Annotated in this window: 20 protein-coding genes; 12 read left to right on the top strand and 8 right to left on the bottom strand. The window is 55.2% G+C overall.

Going from position 1 to position 23,241, the window contains the following annotated elements; all coding sequences use genetic code 11:
• Window positions 1-134: 134 nt before the first annotated feature.
• The 3 genes from BST81_RS08505 (at window position 135) to BST81_RS08500 (ending at window position 1,110) form a co-directional block, all read left to right on the top strand.
• Entirely contained in the window at window positions 135-668 is a 534-nt protein-coding gene (locus BST81_RS08505; protein ID WP_075598118.1) for a transposase, read from the top strand.
• A gap of 64 nt (window positions 669-732) precedes the next feature.
• Entirely contained in the window at window positions 733-864 is a 132-nt protein-coding gene (locus BST81_RS29095; RefSeq protein WP_290439428.1) for a hypothetical protein, read from the top strand.
• 36 nt (window positions 865-900) lie between these two features.
• A complete protein-coding gene (locus tag BST81_RS08500) occupies window positions 901-1,110 on the top strand; it encodes a hypothetical protein (RefSeq protein WP_075598117.1) in 210 nt (69 codons plus the stop codon).
• A gap of 55 nt (window positions 1,111-1,165) precedes the next feature.
• On the opposite strand, the gene dcd is transcribed toward BST81_RS08500, so the two are convergent.
• The 3 genes from dcd to BST81_RS08485 form a co-directional block, all read right to left on the bottom strand.
• Window positions 1,166-1,765 carry a dCTP deaminase gene (dcd, locus tag BST81_RS08495; protein WP_075598116.1) on the bottom strand — a complete coding sequence of 200 codons (600 nt, stop codon included), beginning with the start codon at window positions 1,763-1,765 and terminating at the stop codon, window positions 1,166-1,168.
• A gap of 10 nt (window positions 1,766-1,775) precedes the next feature.
• Window positions 1,776-2,309, bottom strand: coding sequence for a P-loop NTPase family protein (locus BST81_RS08490; protein ID WP_075598115.1), 534 nt, complete (start codon window positions 2,307-2,309; stop codon window positions 1,776-1,778).
• A gap of 184 nt (window positions 2,310-2,493) precedes the next feature.
• The gene (locus BST81_RS08485; protein ID WP_075598114.1) at window positions 2,494-3,966 is read right to left on the bottom strand and encodes a leucyl aminopeptidase; all 1,473 of its coding nucleotides are present in this window, start codon (window positions 3,964-3,966) and stop codon (window positions 2,494-2,496) included.
• 163 nt (window positions 3,967-4,129) lie between these two features.
• Here BST81_RS08485 and BST81_RS08480 point away from each other — a divergent pair, with 163 nt between their 5' ends.
• The 3 genes from BST81_RS08480 to speY all read left to right on the top strand — a co-directional run bounded on the left by BST81_RS08480 (window position 4,130) and on the right by speY (window position 9,195).
• The gene (locus BST81_RS08480; protein WP_075598113.1) at window positions 4,130-6,334 is read left to right on the top strand and encodes a transglycosylase SLT domain-containing protein; all 2,205 of its coding nucleotides are present in this window, start codon (window positions 4,130-4,132) and stop codon (window positions 6,332-6,334) included.
• Window positions 6,335-6,418: 84 nt separating this feature from the next.
• Window positions 6,419-7,249 (top strand): twin-arginine translocase subunit TatC, encoded by an 831-nt coding sequence (tatC, locus tag BST81_RS08475; RefSeq protein ID WP_075598112.1) that lies wholly within the window; start codon window positions 6,419-6,421, stop codon window positions 7,247-7,249.
• A 725-nt stretch (window positions 7,250-7,974) separates the two neighbouring features.
• Window positions 7,975-9,195, top strand: coding sequence for a deoxyhypusine synthase (gene speY / locus BST81_RS08460; protein WP_075598109.1), 1,221 nt, complete (start codon window positions 7,975-7,977; stop codon window positions 9,193-9,195).
• 122 nt (window positions 9,196-9,317) lie between these two features.
• Here the strand turns inward: speY and BST81_RS08455 are convergent, their stop codons facing one another.
• Window positions 9,318-15,083 carry an alpha-2-macroglobulin gene (locus BST81_RS08455; RefSeq protein ID WP_075598108.1) on the bottom strand — a complete coding sequence of 1,922 codons (5,766 nt, stop codon included), beginning with the start codon at window positions 15,081-15,083 and terminating at the stop codon, window positions 9,318-9,320.
• Window positions 15,084-15,122: 39 nt separating this feature from the next.
• Window positions 15,123-15,329, bottom strand: coding sequence for a hypothetical protein (locus BST81_RS08450; RefSeq protein ID WP_075598107.1), 207 nt, complete (start codon window positions 15,327-15,329; stop codon window positions 15,123-15,125).
• On the opposite strand from BST81_RS08450, the gene BST81_RS29225 reads away from it, so the two are divergent.
• Complete coding sequence (locus BST81_RS29225; protein WP_083636736.1) at window positions 15,243-15,473, top strand: DUF4351 domain-containing protein; 231 nt, start codon at window positions 15,243-15,245, stop codon at window positions 15,471-15,473. The genes BST81_RS08450 and BST81_RS29225 overlap by 87 nt on opposite strands.
• A gap of 46 nt (window positions 15,474-15,519) precedes the next feature.
• Here BST81_RS29225 and BST81_RS08440 read toward each other — a convergent pair whose 3' ends face one another.
• From BST81_RS08440 to BST81_RS08430, 3 genes are all read right to left on the bottom strand, one after another.
• Window positions 15,520-17,997: a CHAT domain-containing tetratricopeptide repeat protein gene (locus BST81_RS08440; protein WP_075598106.1), complete on the bottom strand. Its 2,478-nt coding sequence runs from the start codon at window positions 17,995-17,997 to the stop codon at window positions 15,520-15,522.
• A gap of 79 nt (window positions 17,998-18,076) precedes the next feature.
• Window positions 18,077-18,442 (bottom strand): zinc ribbon domain-containing protein, encoded by a 366-nt coding sequence (locus tag BST81_RS08435; RefSeq protein WP_075598105.1) that lies wholly within the window; start codon window positions 18,440-18,442, stop codon window positions 18,077-18,079.
• 2 nt (window positions 18,443-18,444) lie between these two features.
• The gene (locus BST81_RS08430) at window positions 18,445-18,747 is read right to left on the bottom strand and encodes a TIGR03792 family protein (protein ID WP_075598104.1); all 303 of its coding nucleotides are present in this window, start codon (window positions 18,745-18,747) and stop codon (window positions 18,445-18,447) included.
• 507 nt (window positions 18,748-19,254) lie between these two features.
• Here BST81_RS08430 and BST81_RS08425 point away from each other — a divergent pair.
• The 5 genes from BST81_RS08425 (at window position 19,255) to BST81_RS08405 (ending at window position 23,213) form a co-directional block, all read left to right on the top strand.
• Window positions 19,255-19,836: a type IV pilin-like G/H family protein gene (locus tag BST81_RS08425; RefSeq protein WP_075598103.1), complete on the top strand. Its 582-nt coding sequence runs from the start codon at window positions 19,255-19,257 to the stop codon at window positions 19,834-19,836.
• A 75-nt stretch (window positions 19,837-19,911) separates the two neighbouring features.
• Window positions 19,912-20,757 (top strand): YaaW family protein, encoded by an 846-nt coding sequence (locus BST81_RS08420; RefSeq protein ID WP_075598102.1) that lies wholly within the window; start codon window positions 19,912-19,914, stop codon window positions 20,755-20,757.
• Window positions 20,758-20,764: 7 nt separating this feature from the next.
• Complete coding sequence (locus BST81_RS08415; protein ID WP_075598101.1) at window positions 20,765-22,156, top strand: O-antigen ligase family protein; 1,392 nt, start codon at window positions 20,765-20,767, stop codon at window positions 22,154-22,156.
• Window positions 22,157-22,183: 27 nt separating this feature from the next.
• Window positions 22,184-22,912: a J domain-containing protein gene (locus BST81_RS08410; protein WP_075598100.1), complete on the top strand. Its 729-nt coding sequence runs from the start codon at window positions 22,184-22,186 to the stop codon at window positions 22,910-22,912.
• A gap of 28 nt (window positions 22,913-22,940) precedes the next feature.
• Window positions 22,941-23,213: a DUF3143 domain-containing protein gene (locus tag BST81_RS08405; protein ID WP_075598099.1), complete on the top strand. Its 273-nt coding sequence runs from the start codon at window positions 22,941-22,943 to the stop codon at window positions 23,211-23,213.
• Window positions 23,214-23,241: the final 28 nt, after the last annotated feature.

Here is a 23,241-nt window from a genome sequence, read left to right as displayed (position 1 = left end):
TGGCATGGGCACCCAGGCAGAGCCTGGGCGCGAGGAGTGAGAGGAGTGAAGCAGAGCCTGGGCGCAAGGAGGAGGAGACTGGAGCCTGGGTACAAGGGCATGGGTACTCTTAAAGCAAATGCCTGGACAAAACTATGGGTCGATCGCGCTATCGAGTCGTTGGTTCACAACCTCATTTTATGACCTGCACGATCGTGGAGTGGATGCCTCTTTTTAGCAAGCCCGAACTCGTTAAGATTGTGCTGGACTCGCTCCAGTTCCTGCAAGAGCACCAGCGCTTAACACTGTACAGTTATGTGATTATGGAAAACCACCTCCACCTGATTGCTGCGGCTGAGAATTTATCGAAGGAGATCGGCAATTTCAAATCATTTACAGCACGATCGCTGGTGGATTGGTTACAGCAAAATCATCCCCAAAGCTATTGGCTCAAACGATTGGCAGTGGCGAAACTAGCTCATAAAACGGGGCAGCGGTATCAGGTTTGGCAGGAGGGAAGTCATCCCCAGATGATTAACTCGGAGGAGATGCTCCGGCAAAAGTTGGCCTATATTCACAACAATCCGGTGAAACGGGGCTATGTGGATGACCCAGCCCATTGGCGATATTCCAGCTATCGGAATTATCTGGGTGAGCTGGGGCTATTACCTGTGACGATATTGCAGTAAAGGTATGGGCACCTAGGCAGAGCCTGGGCGCAAGGAGTGAAGCCTGGGCGGGAGGAGACGAACGATGACTCTGGCCTCCCTGGTTCCCAGACTCTGGCTGGGAACCAGAGACTCTGGCTGGGAACCAGAGACTCTGGCTGGGAACCAGATGCTCACTCTGGCTGGGAACCAGATGCTGGGACGTGACGCTGGATGAGGCTATGGGCACCTAGGCAGAGCCTGGGCGCAAGGAGTGAAGCCTGGGCGGGAGGAGACGAACGATGACTCTGGCTCTCTGGTTCCTCCCTCCCTGGTTCCCAGACTCTGGCTGGGAACCAGAGACTCTGGCTGGGAACCAGAGACTCTGGCTGGGAACCAGATGCTCTGGCTGGGAACCAGATGCTGGGACGTGACGCTGGATGAGGTTATGGGCACCCAGGCAGAGCCTGGGCGTGAGGAGTGAAGCCTGGGCGCGAGGAGTGCATCCCACCTTAGGAGCCCACCCTGTGGGATGCAAGCTACACCCTGGCCAGGGTCACCAGTTCCGGCTGATCTTGATATTTGCCGCGACGAGTTTCGTAGCTGACTTCACAGGGTTCCCCTTCCAAAAACAGAAGTTGCACCACCCCCTCATTCGCATAAATCCGGCAATCAGCACTGGAGGAATTAGAAAACTCCAGGGTCAGGTGGCCCCGCCAAGCCGCTTCAGCCGGAGTGAGATTGGCAATGATGCCGCAACGGGCATAGGTAGACTTACCGATACAGACGACTGTGATATTATCTGGCACCTCCAATCGCTCCAGAGCAACCCCGAGGCCATAGGAATGGGCTGGCAGAATGAAATAACTGCCATTGACATCGGTATAAAGGCGCGTTGGCTCCAGGTTATCCGGGTTGAAGTTTTTGGGATCAACCACCGTGCCAGGGATGTGACGGAAAATGCGAAATTCTGACGGCGAGAGGCGAATATCGTACCCGTAGGAGGAGAGGCCAAAGCTGATTACGGGACGGGAAGACCCTGCTGGCTCAGGCTGAATCGATCGCACCAGGCTAGGCTCAAAAGGAGAAATCATTCCCTGAGCTGCCATCTGAGTAATCCAGGTATCGTTCTTAATCATTCCTCTCTCCCTAGGGTTGGTGACTGCGGCGTAACTCGGTGATCTGGTCGGCAATGTCGAGCAACGATCGGGGCATGTCTGGCCCAGTCAGAATTACATCGACATGGCCGGGACGGTCCCGCAAAAAGGATAGGACGGCTGATTCGGAAATCAGGCCGAAGTTAATCGCCAGACTCAACTCATCCAGAACCACCAGCTCATATTGCCCCTGAAAGACGACCTGGCGCGTATACTGCCAGAGAGACTCCAGGGATTGTGCCTCCCCTTCTTCCAACTGGGGTGTGTCGATACAACGGGGAAGATCACAGCGGATCCAGTCCAGGTTCTGGCCCAAACGCATCGGATGGTCAATCCCCTGATTGATCCCACCCTTGAGAAACTGCACCACCAGGACTGGGGTTCCCTGACCTGCAATGCGCAGGGCTTCGGCCATCACACTGGTGAAAAAGCCCCGGTGAGGACAGGTAAAGACCTGCACTAGACCCTCGATCGGGTAAGGAGAATGACTAGAACTGTAAGCCGGAGCCTGGAGATGGGAAACCATGCAGCAATCCTGGGGAAGTCACACCGTGTATAGTACAATTCCGCTTTTTCGTAATCTCTTAAAAGTGTTGTTAAACAACTTCACAAACAAATATGGGGGATGTCTGCCGAGACATCCCCCACTTAACCACTAGATATGCAAGTGCGTCAAGGCCCCATGGCAGGATTATAATAGTACACCTGGCTCAGGCTAAGGCCCAGTTCACCAGCAGCCGCACCCCGTAGCCTGTAGCTCCCACACTGTTGTACCCATTCTCCTTGTCAGCCCAGACGGGACCGGCAATATCCAGGTGCGCCCAGGGGGTTTCCTTGACAAATTGTTTCAGGAACAGCGCTGCAGTGATCGCTCCCCCTTCGCGAGACCCGGTATTTTTCATGTCTGCCACCACGGATTTCATCCCCTCAAAGTACTTTTCTTCCAGGGGCATGCGCCAGATTTTCTCGCCCGATCGTTCCGCAGCAGCCATCAACTGGGCCGCGATCGTGTCGTCTGGGCTCCATAATCCAGCAATATCTCCCCCCAGGGCCACCACACAGGCTCCCGTCAGGGTTGCCAGATCGACGATCGCCTCCACTCCCAATTTCTCGGTGAAAACCAGGGCATCAGCCAGGGTGAGGCGACCCTCTGCATCCGTATTGTTCACCTCGATGGTCTTGCCGTTAGAGGCCGTCAGGATATCCCCTGGACGCATGGCCCGCCCACTGACCATGTTCTCAGTCACCGCACTGATGAAGTGAACTTCCACATCGGGTTTCAGCAGGCCAATTACTTTGGCGGCTCCGAGGGTGGCGGCGGCTCCCCCCATATCCGTTTTCATCATCTCAATGCTGCTGTTCCCCACCTTCAGGTTCAGGCCCCCTGAATCGAAGGTCAGCCCCTTGCCGACGATCGCCAGTTTCCGGCGGGGGGTACCCTCCGGTTTGTACGTCAGGTGCAGAAACTTGGGTGGGAGATCGGAAGCTTTGGCCACCCCCAGAAAGGCTCCCATCCCCAGCTTTTCGCAGTCCTCCTGTTCCAGGATTTCCAGGCTCAGGCCATGGTCTGCCGCGATCGCCTGGGCCGTTTCGGCCATAGTCAGGGGATTGACCACATTCGGAGGGGCTGACACCAATTCCCGGGCCAGGATCACCCCAGCACAAATTTGACTGGCCTGGTGCAGGGCGGCCTCCTGCCCCCCATAGCCCAATAATTCCACCTGTTCGGGTAAATTGGCTTTCTCATCCGGTTCGGATTTGAAGCGGGTGTCCTGATGTAAGGCTAGTTCCACCCCCTCTGCGATCGCTTGCGTCGTCAAGACTGGATCGTTCTGCCAGGGGGGAAGGCTGATGCCCAGAGTTTTGCACTTCTCTTTGCGGGCTAGACGGGCACTGGCACTGGCAGCCCGTCGGACTCCGTCCAGTTTTAACCCATCCGCTTTGCCCAGGCCAATCAGGGCGATCTTCCGAATGGGGCTGCCGCTACCGACTCGGGTTATCGCTGTGTCACCGCTTTTGCCTTTAAATTCTGTATCTGCAATTAATTCTTTTAAGGTTCCTGCTAACTGCTGATCCAGGTCTGCGAGGTCGCCAGCCAGATCTATGCCATTTTCAAACAGCCCGATCGCTAAACAATCTCCTGTCCACGCTAATCGTGAGACATCTGTTACTCGTAATTCCATGCTTCCGTTTGCCATGTGTCATTGGTCATTTGTCTTTTATAGCAGTGGAACGCTAACAACAGCCGAACGCTCATGTTGTCTTACGGTCACCTGCTATTCCACCCCTGGGAATAAATGCTAGATTTGCTAGGAATTCCATCGGGATTTTTTAGATGGCAGGGGTATGCTGAAGCGATATATCAAGGAACGGAAGGCACAACTCTATCTGGCCACGGCAGCAGGAGTGAGTGCTCTCCTCCTGGGCGGGCTGTTCTCCGCTACCCGTTTAGGGTCGGTGGCAGGCCCGTGGCCACAGTTTGGCCAGACTCAACCGAGCCAGGTTAATCCCGTTCAGCCGGATAACAATGAATTTGATCCGACGATCGCACCCTTGGTCCTGCTGCCCCCCCAGCAACGGGCAGCCCAACTAACCACCCTGGTCCAGGGGGCTGTGTCTCCCACGCGCAACCGAGCCCGTTATCTGCTGGCTAGCGATTGGATGCAGCAACGGCAACCCGATCAGGCCCTGGTCCTGCTCCAGAATCTGGATCAGGACTACCCTGAGATTGCGCCTTATGTGGTCCTGCAGCAGGCCCGTGCCTATGAGTTGAAGGGGGATCGTGCCAAAGCAAGGGAAAGCTGGCAGGTCCTGATCCAGCGCTATCCTGATCTTCCGGTGGTCACCGAGGCCCTGTTTGCCCTTGGTCGCACCGAGCCCAAATATTGGGATCAGGCGATCGAGCGGTTTCCAGCCCATCCCCGCTCGATCGAAATTGTTCGGGCTCGTCTGCGCAAAAATCCCAACCAGCCCCAACTGCTGCTATTGCTAGTCAAACATGCCTTCTACGCGCCAGGGATTGTCCAGGTTACAGACAGACTGGTGAAGCAGCATGCCCTGCGGTTAACTGCCGAGGACTGGGAGGCGGTGGCCTTTGCTTACTGGGAAAACGTGGAATATGGCAAGGCTGGTTTAGCCTATACCCAGGCTCCCACAACCCCCAAGAACCTCTATCGAGCTGCCCGGGGGCTGCAACTGGGTGGCAAAACGACAGAGGCGGCCACCCTGTATCAGCAGCAGATCCGTCAGTTTCCCATGGCCCCAGAGACGGGGACAGCCCTCCTGCGACTGGCCAAGCTCACCCCTACTCCAGCAGCAGGGCTCCCCTACCTGGATCAGGTCACCAACCAATTCCCAGATCGGGCAGCAGAGGCGCTCCTGGCCAAATCTAAACTGCTCGACAAGCTCGATAGTGGCAAATCTGCCTCTGAAGCCCGCCAGATGATTCTGACCCAGTATCCCAACTCCAAAGCAACGGCAGAGCTACGCTGGGAGCAGGCTCGCAAGCAGGCCCAGGCAGGTCATTATTTGGAGGCATGGAAGTGGGCACAACCGATTACTAATCAATCGCCTCGCCATCCGATCGCCGCAGAAGCTGGATTCTGGATTGGCAAGTGGGCTTTGCATTTGGGTCGTCAGCAAGAGGCCAGAGCCGCATTCGAGTACGTTCTGACCCACCATCCAGAGTCTTACTATGCATGGCGGGCGGCCAATCAACTGGGTCTGGACGTAGGCGACTTTACCACCGTGCGGCAGCTAGCCCCTTCTGTGGGCCAGGCTTTTGTTCGATCGAAACTGCCTGCTGGTTCTGCCCTGCTGAATGAGTTGTACCAACTGGGACAGGATTGGGACGCCTGGACCCTCTGGCAAGTCGAATTTACGAGCTTCAAGCAACCCACTGTAGCAGAGCAGTTTACGGATGGATTGATGCGCTTGGGCGTCGGAGACAACCTGGATGGCCTTTACATGCTGACCAGCCTCAGCGATCGGGAAAGCCCAGACGAACAGGAGCAGTACGCAGCCCTGAAACGACACTATGCCTACTGGCAGGGGCTGTACCCCTTCCCCTACCGAGATACGATCGCGGCCTGGTCCCAGGAACGGGGCCTCAATCCCATGCTGGTCACGGCCCTGATCCGGCAGGAATCCCGCTTTGAGCAAGGCATTCGCTCCTCTGCTGGAGCTACGGGCTTGATGCAGGTGATGCCAGACACCGCCGATTGGGTTGCTGGGAAAATCAGGCTCAAAAACTACAAGCTCAGTGATCCGATCGACAACATCAATCTCGGCACCTGGTACCTGGACTACACCCATCGGGAATATCAGGACAACTCCCTTCTGGCCGTAGCCAGCTACAATGCCGGTCCCGGCAACGTTGCCGACTGGATCTCCAAACAGGGATTGCATGATCCTGATGAATTTATCGAAGCCATTCCTTTCGACGAAACCCGCGACTATGTCAAATCTGTCTTCGGCAACTACTGGAACTACCTCCGCCTTTATGATCCAGCGACCGCTCAGAAGCTAACCAAATATTCCACTCACCGCTAGTCCCACTCCGTTCTCTCTGCTTCAGCGGTTCATCCCTCCCTCCACCCAGTTACAATAGTCAACGATCCTGCATAACCCCGACCCATGACTGCTCCGACTGAGTTGGAAACCAGCCCCGAACACCCCGATCCTGTCAATCCATCCCCTGAAACCGAAGACCTCAACTTTGAAGCTCAGGTAGATGACAGTCCTGATCAGCCTGACGATGAAATTCCTGATGAATTGGAGATGCCCCTCTTCGACCATCTAGAAGAGTTGAGACGGCGCATTTTCTATGCCCTGATCGCTGTTGCAGTGGGAGTAGTGGGTTGTTTTGCGGCGGTGCGCCCGATCGTCCAGCTATTAGAAGCCCCAGCTCAGGGCGTCAAATTTTTGCAACTCTCCCCTGGTGAATTTTTCTTTGTCTCCGTCAAGGTGGCAGCCTATAGCGGCCTGCTCCTGGCCAGTCCTTTTGTGCTGTACCAGATCATCCAGTTTGTCTTGCCCGGACTGACCCGGCGGGAGCGACGGATTTTGGCTCCGATCGTCTTTGGATCCAGCATTCTGTTCCTGGTCGGGCTGGTTTTTGCTTACCTGGTCTTGATCCCGGCAGCCCTGAACTTTTTTATCAGTTATGGGGCGGATGTGGTGGAACAGCTCTGGTCCATCGATCGCTACTTTGAATTTGTTTTGCTCCTGCTGTTCAGTGTGGGCCTCGCCTTTCAGATCCCCGTGATTCAGTTTTTGCTTGGCTTTCTGGGGATTGTGTCATCCCAACAAATGTTCTCCAATTGGCGCTTGGTCATTCTGGGGGCAGCCGTTCTGGGGGCTGTGCTCACTCCTTCCACTGATCCTCTGACCCAAAGCCTTCTGGCCGGTGCAGTCCTGGGGCTATATTTCGGTGGGGCTGGCCTGGTTAAACTGACAGGTCGCTAGAGGATTGCGCTCCTGATTGGCCATGACCTGCTCGCGGTTTGCAGAATTGGTGAATTTTGAACGTAAAAGGTCTATCAATGTTAGACTTTGATTGATAAGGTGTCTGAGGTTGAATGGGAAGCCCTTGAACGTTTTTGCTTTGACCGGATGCCCCTGGATGCCTTTGTGGTATCTGGAGATGAAATTAAAGCGCAAGCGTCGCTCTGACCCCGCACTGTCCTGGACGGATAGCTGTGAAGCGCCCAGTATGAGCTGACCGGCCTGTAACTGTAGGTTCATTGCCCACAGCAGTTTTTAACGGTTCTGTTCCAAAGATGGCCCTGTTGCCATTTGAATCTAAACCCTTACATAACGCTGTTGGATTGTGAACTCGGTCGGTCAAGCTCCTGAGGTGGGAGATTTTTTAATTGAATAGGCAGATTCGCTGGTCCGAATGATGGTCCCTTGATGGGCTTTTTCTTTCGCGCGAGAAAAGCTGAACTGGTTTGCTTTTTCCGCTGACTGATATCTGAGTTAGGCATCCTTTGGGCTAATGCTGACGATCGTCTTGGCAACGGTTTCATCCGTGCCCAATCTCTTTTGCCAGGATTCCCCTGCTAGAGGGAGATTTTGAGCGAACTGCCTCGACAAAACCCCGATCCCAGATCCCCTGGTTGATCGCTCAGGATATCTCGTGTTCATTTCCACCCTGTTTTTATGCTTCTGAACCGTTTTGGAGAATATCAATGTCAAGATTGCTCAGCCACAAAATCACACCCGCCCCCATGCCCTCTGAAATCAGCGTTGTAGACCTGATTGACGGGTACTTTACGGCTTACAACTCAGCTCGGCTGCGGGAGATCTGTCACTTACTGAGTCGCGAAGTGATGCAGGAGGGCGTGACGGTGGGGGTCAGTTTGTCTGGTGCTATGACCCCTGCTGGTTTTGGAGTTTCTGTTCTGAGTCCGTTGATGCGAGCCGGATTTATTGACTGGATGATCAGCACCGGAGCCAACCTCTACCACGACATCCACTATGGATTGGGTCTGGATCTATATGCCAGCCAACCTTTTCTTGATGATGTAAAACTCCGTCAGGAAGGGCGTATCCGGATTTACGACATTATTTTCAATTACGATGTGTTGCTGGAGACCGATGCATTCATCCGCCAGATCCTCTGGGCCGAACCCTTTCAGAAACGCATGGGAACTGCCGAATTCCACTATCTGCTGGGCAAATATATGCACGAGGTGGAGAAGCAGTTGGGGATCCAGCACTCCTGTCTGTTGGCCACTGCTTATGAGTGTGGAGTCCCGATTTACACGTCATCCCCTGGGGACAGTTCGATTGGGATGAACGTTGCTGCGATCGCGCTGGAAGGGTCCAAACTGGTGATCGATCCCTCTCTGGATGTGAATGAAACAGCTGCGATCGCCTATGCGGCCCGTGAATCTGGCATTCCTGGGGTAGAGGGCAAAAGCGCTGCCCTGATTATTGGGGGGGGCAGTCCCAAGAACTTCTTGCTGCAAACCCAGCCCCAACTCCATGAAGTCCTGGGATTGGAAGAGCGGGGGCATGATTTCTTCGTCCAGATCACAGATGCCCGTCCTGATACAGGGGGCTTGTCTGGGGCTACCCCGACTGAAGCGGTGAGCTGGGGCAAGGTGGACCCAGATGAGTTGCCCAATACGGTCGTCTGTTACACCGACAGCACCATCGCCCTGCCCATCCTGACTGCTTACGTGATCAACCAGTGTCAGCCCCGGCCTTTGAAGCGGCTCTACGATCGGCGTCCGGAAATTACCGCCAAACTGCAGGCCGATTACCTGGCAGCCAAAGCGGCACAATCTGAACGAGCCGGGGTGAAAGCTGCTGAGGAGAAAGTCCCAGTACTGGTCGGGAGTGCTCTACAACAGCCTGTAGCCACCTATCCCTGCGGCACTCCGATCCGTCAGAAGGCAAAGTGAATCAACCAGATCCTGGACTGCTTCAAGCAGTTCAGGATCTGTAGAGCTCACGTTCACCGCTATGCAGAATTACTGTCATCGTGACCCGGTTTCTGGTTGGGAAACCGGGTTTTTAAATGGGGCTAGGACCGATCGCTGATCTCCAGCATGGAGGAGGCCGATCGCCCGAACTCCTCAGGGGCATATTGCAGATGTGCTTCGGCCCCTGGCCAGAGGAACTGCCCCGGTGTGACAGAACGCACCAGGTAATGCATCTGGTAAACGCCCGGCTCCAGACGATCGCCAAAAGCGACCACCCGATCGCGGTAGATCGTCTGGTAGCCCAGTTTCCAGCTATCACTTTGAGCCTGCAGGTAGGCTGGAGCCGTCTGGAAGCTGCTATCCACTGCTTCAAAGCCTGCGGGGAGTGGATCGGTGATCACCACATGGTCTACGGGATGATCGGTAATAATTTCCAGCCCCACATCGAAGATCTGACCTGGTTCTACTTTCAGGGGTTGATCCGGCGCATACAATCCCAGCCGACGCAGCACCTGGGTTTCGCCCGCAGGACGCAACTCTCGGCTAACTCGCAGTCCATTCAACTTGCCCGGTTGATGACCCTGGAGCCGATAGCGGTAGGCCACCAGGTAATGCAGTTTACCCTGGCCCGATTTCTGGATCACCACTTCCTGCTTTCCTTTGGGCAACTGGGCCATGGGTACCGTCACCGCCAGGCTGGGATTGCGGTAGCCCTGGAACTGAGTCGCAGCCAGTTGCTGCCCTGCCAGTTGGACCGTGGCTTTGAAATCTGGAGGGGTGGGCTGTAACTGCCCATACTCCACCAGGGCCGTCAGGGCTGCGGCATTGTCGTAGGTCGTTGCCCAGGTGCCCTCGCGGCGCAAATTGAGTAGCCCCTGGAGCAGGCGATCGACCACCTCTGGCTTCCCTGGCTGGGCAATGAACAGGCGCAACGCCTGGGCCTGAGCTGCGGTAGGAGAAGACAACCAGCGCCAGGTTGGCGGTAGATTCACCGCCGCACTCCGGCCTGTTTCCGAAATAGTCTCCTGGATCTGGTTGCTCAGGGTCTGGGCCTCGGCCTGCCAGTCTGGAAACTGAGCCAGATAGCGGGCCAGTTTGATCTGGGTGACCTGATCGTACTCCCGGGCCTGGGGTACAATTTCTGCCAGAAACTCTGTGCGCCGATCGCCCAATGCCGCCAGAGCCATCAGAGAACGCAACCGCATCTGATGGCGACAAAGGGATTCTTTGCAATATTCAAATTGGCCAGGATTGGCCAGGATTGCCTTCAGATAACTGGTTGTCCGTTTTACCAACCCTTCTTCCACAGTTAGACCGGCAGCACGGGCCTGGGCGATCGCCTCCGCTGCATAGGGAGTGATGAAGGGATCGGCCTTCTCTAGACCGGGCCAGGCTGCAAATCCGCCATCCGGTTTTTGCAGTTTGCGCAGGCGTTCGAGGGACTGAGCCGCCTGCTGGGTTGGATTGAAGGTGGCAAAAGTCTGCCCATACTGCTTCGAGAGGCGTTGCAGATTGGCTGCAATGGACAGTTGGCTGGCGATCGGTTCCAGGAAGGGGAGCTGCTCCTCATCCAGGCTCTGACGGGCCGGAGCTGTGAGTTGGGGCATCAGGGAACTGGCCAAGTTTACCTCCAATCCCCCTGCTGTCGGCACGACGTTGTTCTCCAGGTTCAGGGGCACCCGCACCTGATTCTCCGTCACCCCCGTTGCCACGGCCTGTTCCGTGACCTCCAACTCACGGACCTCCAGAGGTACCTCAAAAGCGTCACTGGCCCCTGATCCTAGTTGGGTCGAGAACTGAACCTGGGCTTTCCCAGTAGTTATCACCGTCATCGGGAACCGGTAAGCCTTAGTTCCTGATTCCACCGGAGTTTGCAGACTTTGGGTGGAAACGGGCTGGTTATTCTGTTCAAACTGAACTGGCCCTGTTGCCGTTCCCGTCATCGAGAGACTGCCCGTCTGGCCCGTGGTGTTGGTGACCGAGAGCCCACCCAGGAGACGATCGCCCGGTCGAGCAAACTGGGGCAGGATCGGATTCGTCAACAGAGGCTGGGTGGTAAGGAAGGTCGCTTCCCCGTTGCCAAATCGTCGATCGATCGTGGTTGCAACAGCCAGCACTCGCCAGGTGGTCAGATCGTCCGGTAGGGTAAAGGTCACCTCAGCCTGACCCGCTGCATCCGTCTCTACTGCTTTGTAGTAGGCCAAAGGTTGAAATTTCTTGCGGACTCTGGTTCCAGCGGCTCCCGTTGACTCACCCCCGCCGTAGCCCCAGCCTTTCTCGATCGGGGATGCCTGGGGCTCCAAAATCACATTCGGGCGATTATCTGCAAACCGCATGGAGATCGGTTGCTCCGCATAAACGGTCTTCACCAGATCCGGTGGCCGGTAGCCCGTCAATTGCAGGATGGCCTCATTCACTACCATGACCGTAACCTGTCCCTTCACGGGTTTGTCCTGGGCTGTTTTTAACTCCAGCTTCAGGGTTTGTTCCCCAGCAGGTTCCAGCTCAGCCCGGGCCGGTGTGGCCTGGACTTTCAGGTATTGTGCTTCCGTCTCAATGGAGAAAGGTGCAAAGCCAATCTTGACCAGATTCTCCAGACTCCCTGGCTCCAACTGGGGCAGGGGATCGCCCTGGCGCACCAGCACTGCCTGCACCGCTGCATTAGGCAGCATCTCTGGCGTCACCAGGAATTTCACCTGGGGAGCCCCACCCTGGACCTTTGTTACTGTCTGGTAAATTTGGCCATGGCGAATCACAGCGAAGTACAGATCCCCGGCTGGATAGGGAGACTGGATCAGGGCTGTTGCCGTCTCACCCACTTGGTAGGTTTTCTTGTCCAGTTTCACCTCCAGCCGATCGTTGCGGTAGCGGTTGCCCCAATTGACCGTATTGGCTCCCGTTGCCCAGATCTGCAGATCCGTGGCTGTATTCTCCCCTTTGGCCCCAGCCAGATTGGCTCGAAGCCGGTAAGAGCCAGATTCGGTGGGAGTTAAAGAAACAGTCTGGGGAGTATTGCCGGAGCGGATCTCTGCTTGCCCCACGGTCTGATACTGCACCTGGTTTTGCGCCGTGCGGCTGCCTTCTTCCACCCGGGCAATGCTGCTGTACTTCATCAGTTGCAGTTCTAACTGGATGGATTCCCCCTCCTGTACGTTGCCCGTGGGATCGGTGACAATCACCTGAACGGAAAAGGGTTTTCCAGCCTCTGCAACAAAATCACTTTGCAGGCCAATCAGCCTATTGTCGGGCAGGGCAATGAAGGATTTTGAGTTTGAGACCGACAGATTCGAGACATCCGCCACCTGCACATCCACTTGATAGGTCATGGGGTAGGGCAGATCTTTGCCCACCATAACCGTCTGATTGCCTGCACCCGTACTACTCAGAGCCACATTTTTCTGGAGCACATCCCCGTTTACTTCTGGGCTTTCCTCTGGCCAGAACCACTGACGCCCAAAGGAGAAGTCCTCCCAACCTTTTGGTATCAGAGACGTTTGGCGGCGAGTGACATTGAACTGAGCTTTGCCTGAATCAACCGGAGCCCCAAATAGATAACTGCTTTGAGCCTTAGCTTCTACCATCTGTCCAGGAGTGGCAAACTCCCGATCCAGATTGAGATCAACCTTGAAGTTAGGGGGCTTAAACTCAGCCACCCGGAACTCACCGGAGATTTCCAGGCCATTTTCCCCTTTGGCTGTCAGGGTGTAATAGCCCAGGGGTTGATCGCCCTGCAGAGGCAGTTCCAGTGCAAAGGTGCCATATTCGTTTGTGGTCTGGCTTCCCAGGTCCGTCTTCTGACCATCGGGCAATTGCAGGGTGAGGGCATAGCGGGCTTTCTGGTCCTGCTTCAGTTCCCCCCGTTGCAGATAGTAGGCAACCCCCGTAAACCAGGCTTTCTCCCCCGGTTGATAGAGTTGCCGATCGGAAAAGATTGTGCCCCTGGAGAGGGGCTGATCCGGCTCCCAATCTGCATCCACCCCAAAACCATAGGCCCCACCATACTCACTGGTGCGGGTAAAGGCCCAGTCTTGCTGTTCCCGCACAACCACCAGCAGTTCGGGACCAGCCTTAAAGACCTGGTTCCCACCAGTTTGCTGGATGCATTGTTGCAGGGCAGTGCGATCGAGGGCCAGAGTCCCCGTTGTATCGGTTTTACCCGTGGCACAGGGACTGACCTCCGAGCGGGTTTTCTCCCCGACTCTGGACTTGTAGATCTCTACTACGGCCCCAACCACAGGGGAACCATCGGAAAGATGGTGCGATCGCACCAGCCCCGACTCTGGAAACCACTGGGCGAAGACTCCCAGATTCGTCAACTGCACCAGCCCATAGACGGCAGGTTCGCGCCATCGGGTCTTCCCATCTTCGACATATTGGCTGGTACGAGCCTGGAAGCCATAGGCCAGCATGCCCGTCTCCCCACCCAGTTGCTGGCGTAAGGGAACATTGGTGGTGAGGGGCTGATTTTGTTTTTGCCCGTTGAGTTTGTAGGATTTCCAGGCCGTGGGGAACGGCAGGAGATTCACCCGCTCCTCCTCCGGCAGGGCAGAATCCGCATAGACCAGATCGGTGGGATTCACCACCCGATAGGCGGCTTTGTACATCGCCTGGGGAAGATTGACCGTCGAAAGATCTAGGCGCAAATCCTTGCCTGTTGGGAAAATGTTGAGACCGGAGGGAGCCCAGATATCAGCAGCCAGATCCCCAGTTTCGTACTGAACGGTCACTGGTTTACCGAGAGTCTGGCCGAATTCGTCTTTGAGTCCCGCTTCGATCGTGACGGTATACGTGGTCTTGGGTTCCAGAGCCCAAGGATTGAGATTGATGGTAAAACTGCGCTCATAGGCTCGCGCTACCGGCAGGTCTGCCTTCGGTGCAGGCGTAATTTTAAGGTTCTGCTGGACGGACTCCGGGTCTACAACGTTATTGAAGCGCAAGTCAGCCCAACCTTTGACAAACCGCCCAGCGGAGCCCCCTTCTCCTTCATACTCGATCTTTTGAAAAGCTAAAGGGGCATAGGTTTTGACTTCGCTGGCAAAAGGTTTGTCGCTGGGTAGATTACCCCGGGTGGCCCGCAAACCAGGCGCAAACGTCACGCGGTAACGGGTGTCTTTGGCCAGGGTTTGCTGGGGTGTGAGCACATAATCCCAGACACGCAGGGAGGGATCGAAGACCTCTTGAGGGGATGGATTGGAGGATGGGGCCGTTTCATCGACCTGCTTCAGCGTTACCTTACAGGGAATCCCCTTTTCCGCTGACTGCTGGGCACCAGCCGGGATCAACCGCAGGGATTGCTGCAGAGAAGCCAGATCCAGTTCCACATTAGAGGTCACAGCCAGGGTCGTCTTGATATCGATCGGGCTATCTTCCGGCCCGACGGTAGGTAGATTCGTCAGCTTGATGGCTTCGGTATTGAAGGTCCAGGGCAGGTCTTCTGTGAGCTGGTGTCCTTTCAAATCCTTCAGGCCCTGTTTCAGGGTGACTCGAAACCGGGTTGCTTTGGGCAGGGCCTGCTCTGCCTGAAAGCCAACCATGCGGGGGGTCAGAAAGCGAAATTGACCCGGTAGTGGGGGAATTACCTCAAATTTCTTCAACAGTTGCTGTTGATCGGGGCTGTCGATCGCTTCCACTGGAATCAGAGCTTCCTTAAATCGGATGCGAATCTGGGCTCCCGGTTCGGCTTCTTCCAGGGGACTGATCTGCTCAATCCAATCGGGCAGCTTGGGATTGGGTAGGGAGGACACCACTGGCAAAGGTTCCTTGCCAGCCAATTTGATCACATTGGTGCAACTGGCGATCCCAAACACCAGTCCTAATCCCAACAGAAAACACAGACCCACCCTGACGATTCTGCTTCTGAATTTCATGCTCTCCTCCTCAACCCCCAGATCCCTACAGCTTCTGTCCTACAACCAGGGGCGGCTGATCTGCTGGGATGATCCACAATTCTTAATCCCAGTTCCCAGCCATGGAGACGGAACGGGATGCAACTGAGCGTCAGCAATGGAAACTGAGTCTAATTCGACATCAGTGTTGAAGAGATTGGCTTCGAGGGGGGCATCCAACAGGGTCGCCAGGAAGAGGCCCGATCGCTGATCCTCCGTCTGCTGCACCGCCGTCTGGGAGAGTTGCCAGAGGCCAGCCGAGGGCAGATTGAGGGATTATCCGTGGCCCAGCTAGAAGCCTTAGGAGAAGCCCTGTTAGACTTCACCCATCTCTCTCACCTGGAGGCATGGTTAGCAGGGCAGGARCGGTAGGCGATCGCAACCCAGGGAAGGCTTCAGGATTTAGACTGGCGGCGGTTCACTCTGCCTCTCCAATCAACTCGAACGGTGCCCAGGCGATCGGGTCGGGATACTTCTGTTTCGTATCCAGCATCGCCTGTCGCAGGGCCGTCGCCTTATCTTTTCCCTGATTCAAATAGCGATAGAAATCCGTCATCAACTCAGCCGTCGGGGCATCTGGCACCTTCCAGAGGGAGACGATGACGCTGGGCACACCCGCTGTGATCAGCGATCGAGACAATCCAATCACACCATCCCCGGTAATCTTGCCCTTGCCGGTATCACAGGCACTCAACACCACCAATTCCGCCTTCAGTTTCAGGTCCAGCARCTCATTGGCGGTGAGCAAMCCATCATTGGGCTGGGAACTGCTCGGACCCAGGGCGATCGCCCCTGGGACTCCCCCACTGCCGATGTCATCCAGGATGCCATGGGTAGCGAGATGGATGATCCGGGCCTTAGGCATGAGTTTGAGCACTGCCACTTTGGTCGCCTGTGGCCCAATCAAAGCGGGCACTTKGAGCARTTGGGAAATGGCCCTGGCTTCCTGCTCAGCTCCCGCAAGGGCGGTGAGGGGTTTGGSYGGCTCCCCAATTTTGAAGATCACCCTGGGCATGGTGGGATTGCCCACCAGTAGAATCTCTCCRGTCCGACTGGCCGATCGCTGCTGGCGAGTCAACTGCAACACCTGAATCGAAGGCGCAATCCCGATCGTGTGGTGGTCGATTAAGTACTGTCCCTGGTCATCCTGCAGGGCGGCAAAGGGCAGCAGAAACAGGGAACCCTGGGGCACGAAGATGATCCGTTCGTTCGGATTTTTGGGCAGCAGGTCGGCGATCGGGTCAATCAGGAGCTTGTGCAACTGTTGCAGGTATTCGTTCCTAATTGTGGTGACCGGTGCTTGGCCAAACTGGCGATCGCCCTGGGCCAGATTAAAGGTCACGGGTTGACTGCCCCTGGAGAGGACAGACTCCTCACAGCCGATCGCCCCCAGGCAGCGGGCCGCCGCCACCAGATTGGTCAGGGAAGTTTTCTGCTGTTGCAGGGGTTTGAGGTCCACCTGACGGAAAGCCACCTCTCCAGTGGGTTTCACCACCCAGATAAAGAGCCACTCGCCTTGCTCATCATAGATATTGGCATACTCCACCAGGGTTGCCTTTCGCTCCCTGGCCACCTGTTTGATGGCGGCGATCTGGATGGGCTGAATCGCGAGAGTCTCTTTCTCCTGGGTGCGTTTTGCCAGCAATTCCGCGAAAGCCCTGGCCCGTCCCCGTTCGGCAATCTCCAGGGCCGGTTCTACCTTGTTCTGGGCTATCAGCACTCGTTGTAGATTGTTGTAAGCCCGGAACTGGGTATCGGCAATGGAAACTTTATCGCTATCTTTTAGATTTTCTCGTAGAGATTCATAGACACTAATGGCAGCAAAGAGGTCCTGTTCTGCCTGGGGGAGTTGGCCAGCATTAAATCGTGCATTTCCCAGATTGCCTAAGGCATTCCCCTCCCCCAGCCGGTCTTTGATTTCCCGGGCAATGGCTAAACTCTGTTCCTGAAGCTCAATAGCTTTGGGATAATTGCCCAGAGACAAGTAAACAAGTCCCAGACTGCCTAAGACATTCACCTCGCCGAGTCGGTCTTTGATTGCCCTGAGAATGGCTAAACTCTGTTGATGATACTCGATCGCCTTGGGATAATTCCCCAGAGACCAGTAAGCATTGCCCAGATTGTCGAGGGCAGCCCCCTCGCCGCGTCGGTATTTGAGTTCCCGGGCAATGGCTAAACTCTGTTCCTGGACCTCGATCGCTTTGGGATAATTGCCGAGAGACAAGTAAGCAAGGCCCAGATTGCCGAGGGATTGCCCCTCCCCCCGCCGGTCTTTGATTTCCCGGGCAATGGCTAAACGCTGTTCCTGCAGCTCGATCGCTTTGGGATAATTCCCCAGAGACCAGTAAGCAATTCCCAGATTGCCGAGGGCAGCCTCCTCGCCGAGTCGGTCTTTGATTTCCCGGGCAATGGCTAAACTCTGTTCCTGAAGCTCGATCGCTTTGGGATAATTCCCCAGAGCATCGTAAGCAATTCCCAGATTGCCTAAGGCATTCACCTCGCCGAGTCGGTCTTTGATTTCCCGTTTGATGGCTAAACTCTGTTGGTGATACTCGATCGCTTTGGGATAATTCCCCAGAGCATCGTAAGCATTTCCCAGATTGCCCAGGGCTAGTCCCTCCCCCAGTCGGTCTTTGAGTTCCTGGTAGAGCTTGAGGGCTTGTTGCCAGGACTGTAGCGCTGCTTCAAACTGACTGATCTTGTACTGCTCAATTCCCTGCTGAAACAGGCGATCGGCCTCGACCTTGCGGGGGTCGGTAGCCTGGGCCAGTTGCAGAGGCGATGCAAGGGGACTCCGGTCTGTCAGGACGGCACCGGAAAGGGCGGGACTGAGGCCCAGCAACAGGATTAGCAGGGAAGCAGAACATCGGGTTGAACCGGGAAGCTGGAGTGCCATTGGGGATGCTGAATTCCTACAAGCAGATTATAAATCCACCGCCTATCAGGGTTATTACTGATATCTTCTTGAGGCCATTTCAGCGCTTGCTATTCGCCAGGGCCAGGGCGAGGCTCAGTCCAATCAGGGCCACCAGAACTACCCAAACCAGATGCCGCTGTATCCAGCCGATCGCAGCCTGAGTCGGGGACAGCCGATAGACCGGTGGCTGGGGCTGGGGCTGATTGACATCCACGTAGAGGGTACAGTCCCTGGCTAAAGGCCGCTGGGGAAAGGTGCAGGTATCGTCGGCATGGTAGGCGCAGGTCTGACAGAGAGAAGCGTCTCCTTGCGCCCGATGCAGGGGAATACCCGGATGGCCATAGGCTTTGAGGGGTTTGCGGCAGGAGGGACAAACCACGGCCTGGGTATCAACCCGTTGGTGACAGTAGGGACATTCAGCCATGGCTAGGAAAATTTGCGCACCTGATAAGCGATCGACTCAACAATGTCATAAGTACGGCCTAAGGCTGCGGTAAACCGCAGGTCAATAGCCTGCAGTTGTTCCCTGGGAATTGACTGCCACAGGTCCATAGAAGCCCAGCGAATCACCATCATCACCTGATCGGGTCGATCGGGGGCAATCCAAACTTCTTTATTCAGAAATCCCGGCTGGGCCGCCAGAAAGGGGGTCCAGATTTCCGCGTCTGCCTGGATATACTGTTCCCGCTCCTCGGGCGGAACCTGGATTCGGAGCCATTCAATCACCATGGGTTGTATCGGTTTGAAAGGGTATCTCGATCGTAAAGCAGGTTTGCCTGTTAAGGCCTACAACCACCATTAACCTAGCCAGAAGCAGACTCGCGTGGGTTCCCCTCTTGGGAGGGGTGGCCCGCAGGGCCGGGGTGGGTTCCCCTCTTGGGAGGGGTGGCCCGCAGGGCCGGGGTGGGTTCCCCTTGGGTAGGCAAACTTGCAAAACCGGGATGCTCCCTTCAGGCTATCGCCAACATTTCATCTGCAGATTTCCGGTTGATGGCGATAACCCATGCATTAGTAATTGGACCTCTTTTTTAATCTGTCCGTAAATTCACTTATATCAAAACACAGATTGCAATAGCACTTATAGAATCCAAGTCGGCATAAAATTGCCCTTTCATTTTAATTATTAAAACCATCAATTGAATCTCAATTATTTTTGGGATTAGTCACAAAATTAAGCCTTTAATAGCTCAATCATCTCAGTTAATTCTGGTTTAATCTGCATGAGGAACTCCTCTAATGAAGACTGAATTCAAGGCAAAATTCCTTCAGCATTTTGCCCAGAAGTGTAGCAGGGAAAAAGGCTTTACCTTAATCGAGTTACTGGTCGTTATTATTATCATTGGTATTCTTGCTGCGATCGCTCTCCCCTCTTTTTTGAATCAAGCTACAAAGGCCAGACAGGCGGAAGCCAAACAAAATATTGGTTCTATGAATCGAGCTCAAACAGCTTACATGATTGAGAATGAAATCTTTGCCGCAACACTGTCAGATCTGGGGCTGGGGATTCAGACTCAAACCGTTCACTATCGATATTCTATTAGTCCCGTTGAAGGTATTATTGGCAACAATGCCACACTGACAATTAATAACCAAAGCGTTTCTCTTAATGCCAATTTACGGTCTTATGCGGGTGGGGTCGCTCTGGGTTTTGTGGCGACTGATGATCATACCGAAGCAGTGGTATTGACCGTTTTATGTGAAACGCGGCAGGCCAGCAAGCAGCCTGCCCTGGATCAGATTCTCCAAAGTAATATCGTTCTCAGTCAATGTCAGAGCGATCCTAGTGGGGGGGCTTACAGATTAATGAATGGTCGATAATCCAACTACATCAAACCGATCCAAACCTGTAGAATAGTTGTCAATTGGCTGTACCCTGCAGGACTGGAGAAATCTATGGCGGATGAGCTGAGATTGGCGCTTGAACTGGCAACAGAAGATGAATTGAGAGATCTGACCGACATCTTGTTTCGCCCCAAGTTCAACCCCATCGACTATCTCTATGCACCTGACCCGATCGATATTCAGAGCCGCGATCGAGACGATTGGTTAGATACCCTGGAACGACGGGTTCGCTTTCTGGCAGCAGATGGCATGACCGTTCTGCGCCGACGCACCGGGCAGGTCAGTTATCGCCAAATCCTGATTCGAATCTGCCGTTATTTGAGAATTCCCTACTCCGCCAGTTGCTCCACCACCGATCTGGAAGCGGAAGTCTTTCTGCACCTGTTGGAACGAGCCTGGAAACACCTGCCTAAATCTGAACGGGGGCAGCTCACGGCTCAGGTGCAACGATCGCTGGCCAAATCCAACCTGGCTGAGCAGCTCCCCCTACCCATGCGCCAGGATCCGATCGGTCTCCTCCTGCGAGGGGGGAGCATCCTGACGATCAGCACTGTTCTGCGCCCCCTGGTCCTCCATCATATTGCCCGCCAGTTTGCTCTCCACTTTGCCAGCTATCAAATCGCCCGCCAAGCGGTTCTGGAAGGAGGCGCGGTCGCCGCAGCGCAGCTCAGCAACCATCTGACATTGCAGATGGCTCGTCGGGGCATGACCATCACAGCAGCCCGGTACGGGGCCGCCCGCACTGTTTTCGCCTTTTTAGGGCCTGCCCTCTGGGCCTGGTTCTTTGCCGATCTGGGCTGGCGAGCCATCTCAACCAACTATGGCAGAATTATCCCCACCGTCTTTGCCCTGGCCCAGATCCGATTAATCCGAGCCGAATGTTTTGAGCCGGTTTAGACTACCCTTGAATCCCCTAAATCTGCTTCAACCCCATCCCGATCCTTCTCTCCAGAGACAATGGGTCGTTGTCCAGATCAGTCTACTACTCCTACCCATTAGTCCCCTCCTGGGTGGGATGTCGATCTTGATGACGGCAATTTCCCTCTGGCCCAGGGAGTATCGATTGTTTCTCCGTCGTCCAGTCACCTGGGGCATCAGTGGCCTCATACTCTGGACGATCCTGATCAGTTTTTGGGCTGAAGACCCACCCACAGCCTTCTTGGGGCTGTACAACTTTTTCCCCGGTTTCATCATTTTTGTCGCCGGGAGTCACCTCTTGCAGACCCCCGCCCAACTCCGCCAATTTTCCCGATTAGTCCTCTTGAGCGCCGTACCCGTCGTCCTGGTGGGGTTTGGTCAACTTTTTTGGGGTTGGGCTGGCCACCCCCGTTTGCTCTGGATCGTGGTGGACTTGTTAATTGATGCGGGTGGGAATCCACCGGGCCGCATGTCTTCTATCTTTTCCTATGCCAACTTTCTGGCCAGTTTCCTGGTGATTGTTTTTGGCCTGGGATTGGGCCTCTGGTTGGAAACCTGGCACAACCCACCGATCGCCCATGGAGAACCCAAGCTCACCCGAGCCAACATTCAAGCCGCTTTGCGCTCCCCCCGATCGCTGCTCCTCCTGTCCTTCCTGGGCACTGTTGCCCTGGCCATCGTCTTGACCCAATCTCGTAATGCTTGGGTGATCGCATTCCTGATTAGCCTCGCTTTCGCACTTTACCAGGGCTGGCGCTGGCTCGTTGCTGGGGTGATGGCGATCGCAGGCTGTGTCCTGGGAGCCGTTTGGGCTCCTAATCCCCTGGGGCAGTGGCTCCGGATTGTGGTTCCTGCCTTCATCTGGGCCAGACTGTCCGGTGATTTATATCCCAACCAGAGCACAGCCCTGCATCGGGAAACCCAATGGCAGTTTGCCTGGTGGATGACTGAACAACGCCCCTGGACTGGCTGGGGACTCCGGAGCTTTCCAGACCTTTACCAGGCTCAGACCGGTGTCTGGCTGGGCCATCCCCATAACCTGTTTCTCATGCTCACTGCTGAGGCAGGCATCCCCACCACCCTGCTGTTGCTGACTGTAGTCGGTTGGGTTTTCTGCCAGGGTGTTGGGCACCTGTTGCACTGGCCAGGGCAGCCCGATGGTCCTGCCAAAACCCAGGCCGATCGATTGCTCTATTTCAGTTTTCTGGTCACTTTCATCGGCTGTACCCTATTCAGCCTGGTGGATGTTACGCTGTTCGATGTACGGATTACGATGGTGACTTGGTTAGTGCTGGCTGGTATTGACGGTCTGGCCTGTCGCGTCCCCCAGATCAATCGGAGAGATTCCGATCCTCCAGGAAGCTGGTTAAAATATTGAGAACTTGAAAGGTTGAGTAACTGAAACGTGACTTCATCGGAAGATGCTGCAGCCAAGCGAAATCAGCAACAGGCGGCTGATCATTACTACACCATTCTGGGCCTGCAGCCAAAGGCATCAGAGGAGGAGATTCGGCAGGCTTATCGCAAACTGAGTCGGCTTTACCATCCAGACACCACCCGGCTTCCAGCAGCAGTTGCTACAGAACAGTTCCAGAAATTGAACGAAGCCTATGGCACGCTGAACAATCCAGCTCGCAGATTAGCCTACGATCGAAAACAGGGTTTCAGTCCACCTGTGCCCCTGTCATCCCCGGCTGTGCCCTCTCCCCCTTCCGTCCGTCCTGCAGGGCCATCACGGATTTCCGAGGCCCGTTCTGCTTACCTGGATCCCAGTGAACGCCCCCTCTCCCCTGGAGAAATGTTTGCCCTTTTTATTCTGGGCCTGACTTTTGTGGGTTGCCTGGTCCTGGCTATTACGATCGGCCTGACCCGGGGTGAGATGGTTTTCAATCCCATCCAGGCTCTCAATGACAGTCAACCTGCCCAGGTGGAAGAGGTCGAACCCTCTGATCTGACCATTCCTCCATTTCTGTTTGCCCCCCTGGAACCCCTGGAAAAGCCCAAGGTTTTTCATCCTCGGATTCCTGAACCATCACCCCCTCCCCTCCCCCAAGAAGTGGTTAACCTGCCTGCAACGCCGGAGAGTTTTCCAACAGCCGATCCATCAGTCCCTCAGATGGAATCCAGTTCATAGACCCCTTAACTTCACCCCGATCTAAGCTATGACTCTCCCTCCAGCAGACACCCCGCTCTACAGTCATGCCCTACCTAAAATTGAAGCGTGGCTGACTCAACAAGGCTGCCAGCAGGACAGTGAACAACGCCACTGCTGGCACGTCGATCGATCTCGCTGGCAGGCAGAACTGTGCCTCGACATCGATCAGGTTACGGTCTGCTATCTCAAGGCTGGAGAATCTGGCCAGGATATCCATCGAGCTTTCAAATACTCCCTCAGTCGGCAAGACATTGAAGCCGCTATTTTTGCCGGACCTTAGAGGCCCTGCCTGCCCCCCGTACAGAGGT

Origin of the sequence: Leptolyngbya sp. 'hensonii' (assembly GCF_001939115.1) — a bacterium.
Classification (GTDB): domain Bacteria; phylum Cyanobacteriota; class Cyanobacteriia.
The sequence above is the reverse complement of the archived record's forward strand: the minus strand, read 5'-3'. Positions and strand labels throughout refer to the sequence as shown.

Coding starts and splice junctions, on each gene's coding strand:
- dcd (WP_075598116.1), bottom strand. CDS start 1,765: ATGATTAAGAACGATACCTGGATTACTCAGATGGCAGCTCAGGGAATG.
- BST81_RS08490 (WP_075598115.1), bottom strand. CDS start 2,309: ATGGTTTCCCATCTCCAGGCTCCGGCTTACAGTTCTAGTCATTCTCCT.
- BST81_RS08420 (WP_075598102.1), top strand. CDS start 19,912: ATGGCGGATGAGCTGAGATTGGCGCTTGAACTGGCAACAGAAGATGAA.
- BST81_RS08405 (WP_075598099.1), top strand. CDS start 22,941: ATGACTCTCCCTCCAGCAGACACCCCGCTCTACAGTCATGCCCTACCT.
- BST81_RS08480 (WP_075598113.1), top strand. CDS start 4,130: ATGCTGAAGCGATATATCAAGGAACGGAAGGCACAACTCTATCTGGCC.
- speY (WP_075598109.1), top strand. CDS start 7,975: ATGTCAAGATTGCTCAGCCACAAAATCACACCCGCCCCCATGCCCTCT.
- BST81_RS08425 (WP_075598103.1), top strand. CDS start 19,255: ATGAAGACTGAATTCAAGGCAAAATTCCTTCAGCATTTTGCCCAGAAG.
- BST81_RS08435 (WP_075598105.1), bottom strand. CDS start 18,442: ATGGCTGAATGTCCCTACTGTCACCAACGGGTTGATACCCAGGCCGTG.
- BST81_RS29095 (WP_290439428.1), top strand. CDS start 733: ATGACTCTGGCCTCCCTGGTTCCCAGACTCTGGCTGGGAACCAGAGAC.
- BST81_RS08505 (WP_075598118.1), top strand. CDS start 135: ATGGGTCGATCGCGCTATCGAGTCGTTGGTTCACAACCTCATTTTATG.
- tatC (WP_075598112.1), top strand. CDS start 6,419: ATGACTGCTCCGACTGAGTTGGAAACCAGCCCCGAACACCCCGATCCT.
- BST81_RS08430 (WP_075598104.1), bottom strand. CDS start 18,747: ATGGTGATTGAATGGCTCCGAATCCAGGTTCCGCCCGAGGAGCGGGAA.
- BST81_RS08455 (WP_075598108.1), bottom strand. CDS start 15,083: ATGAAATTCAGAAGCAGAATCGTCAGGGTGGGTCTGTGTTTTCTGTTG.
- BST81_RS08485 (WP_075598114.1), bottom strand. CDS start 3,966: ATGGAATTACGAGTAACAGATGTCTCACGATTAGCGTGGACAGGAGAT.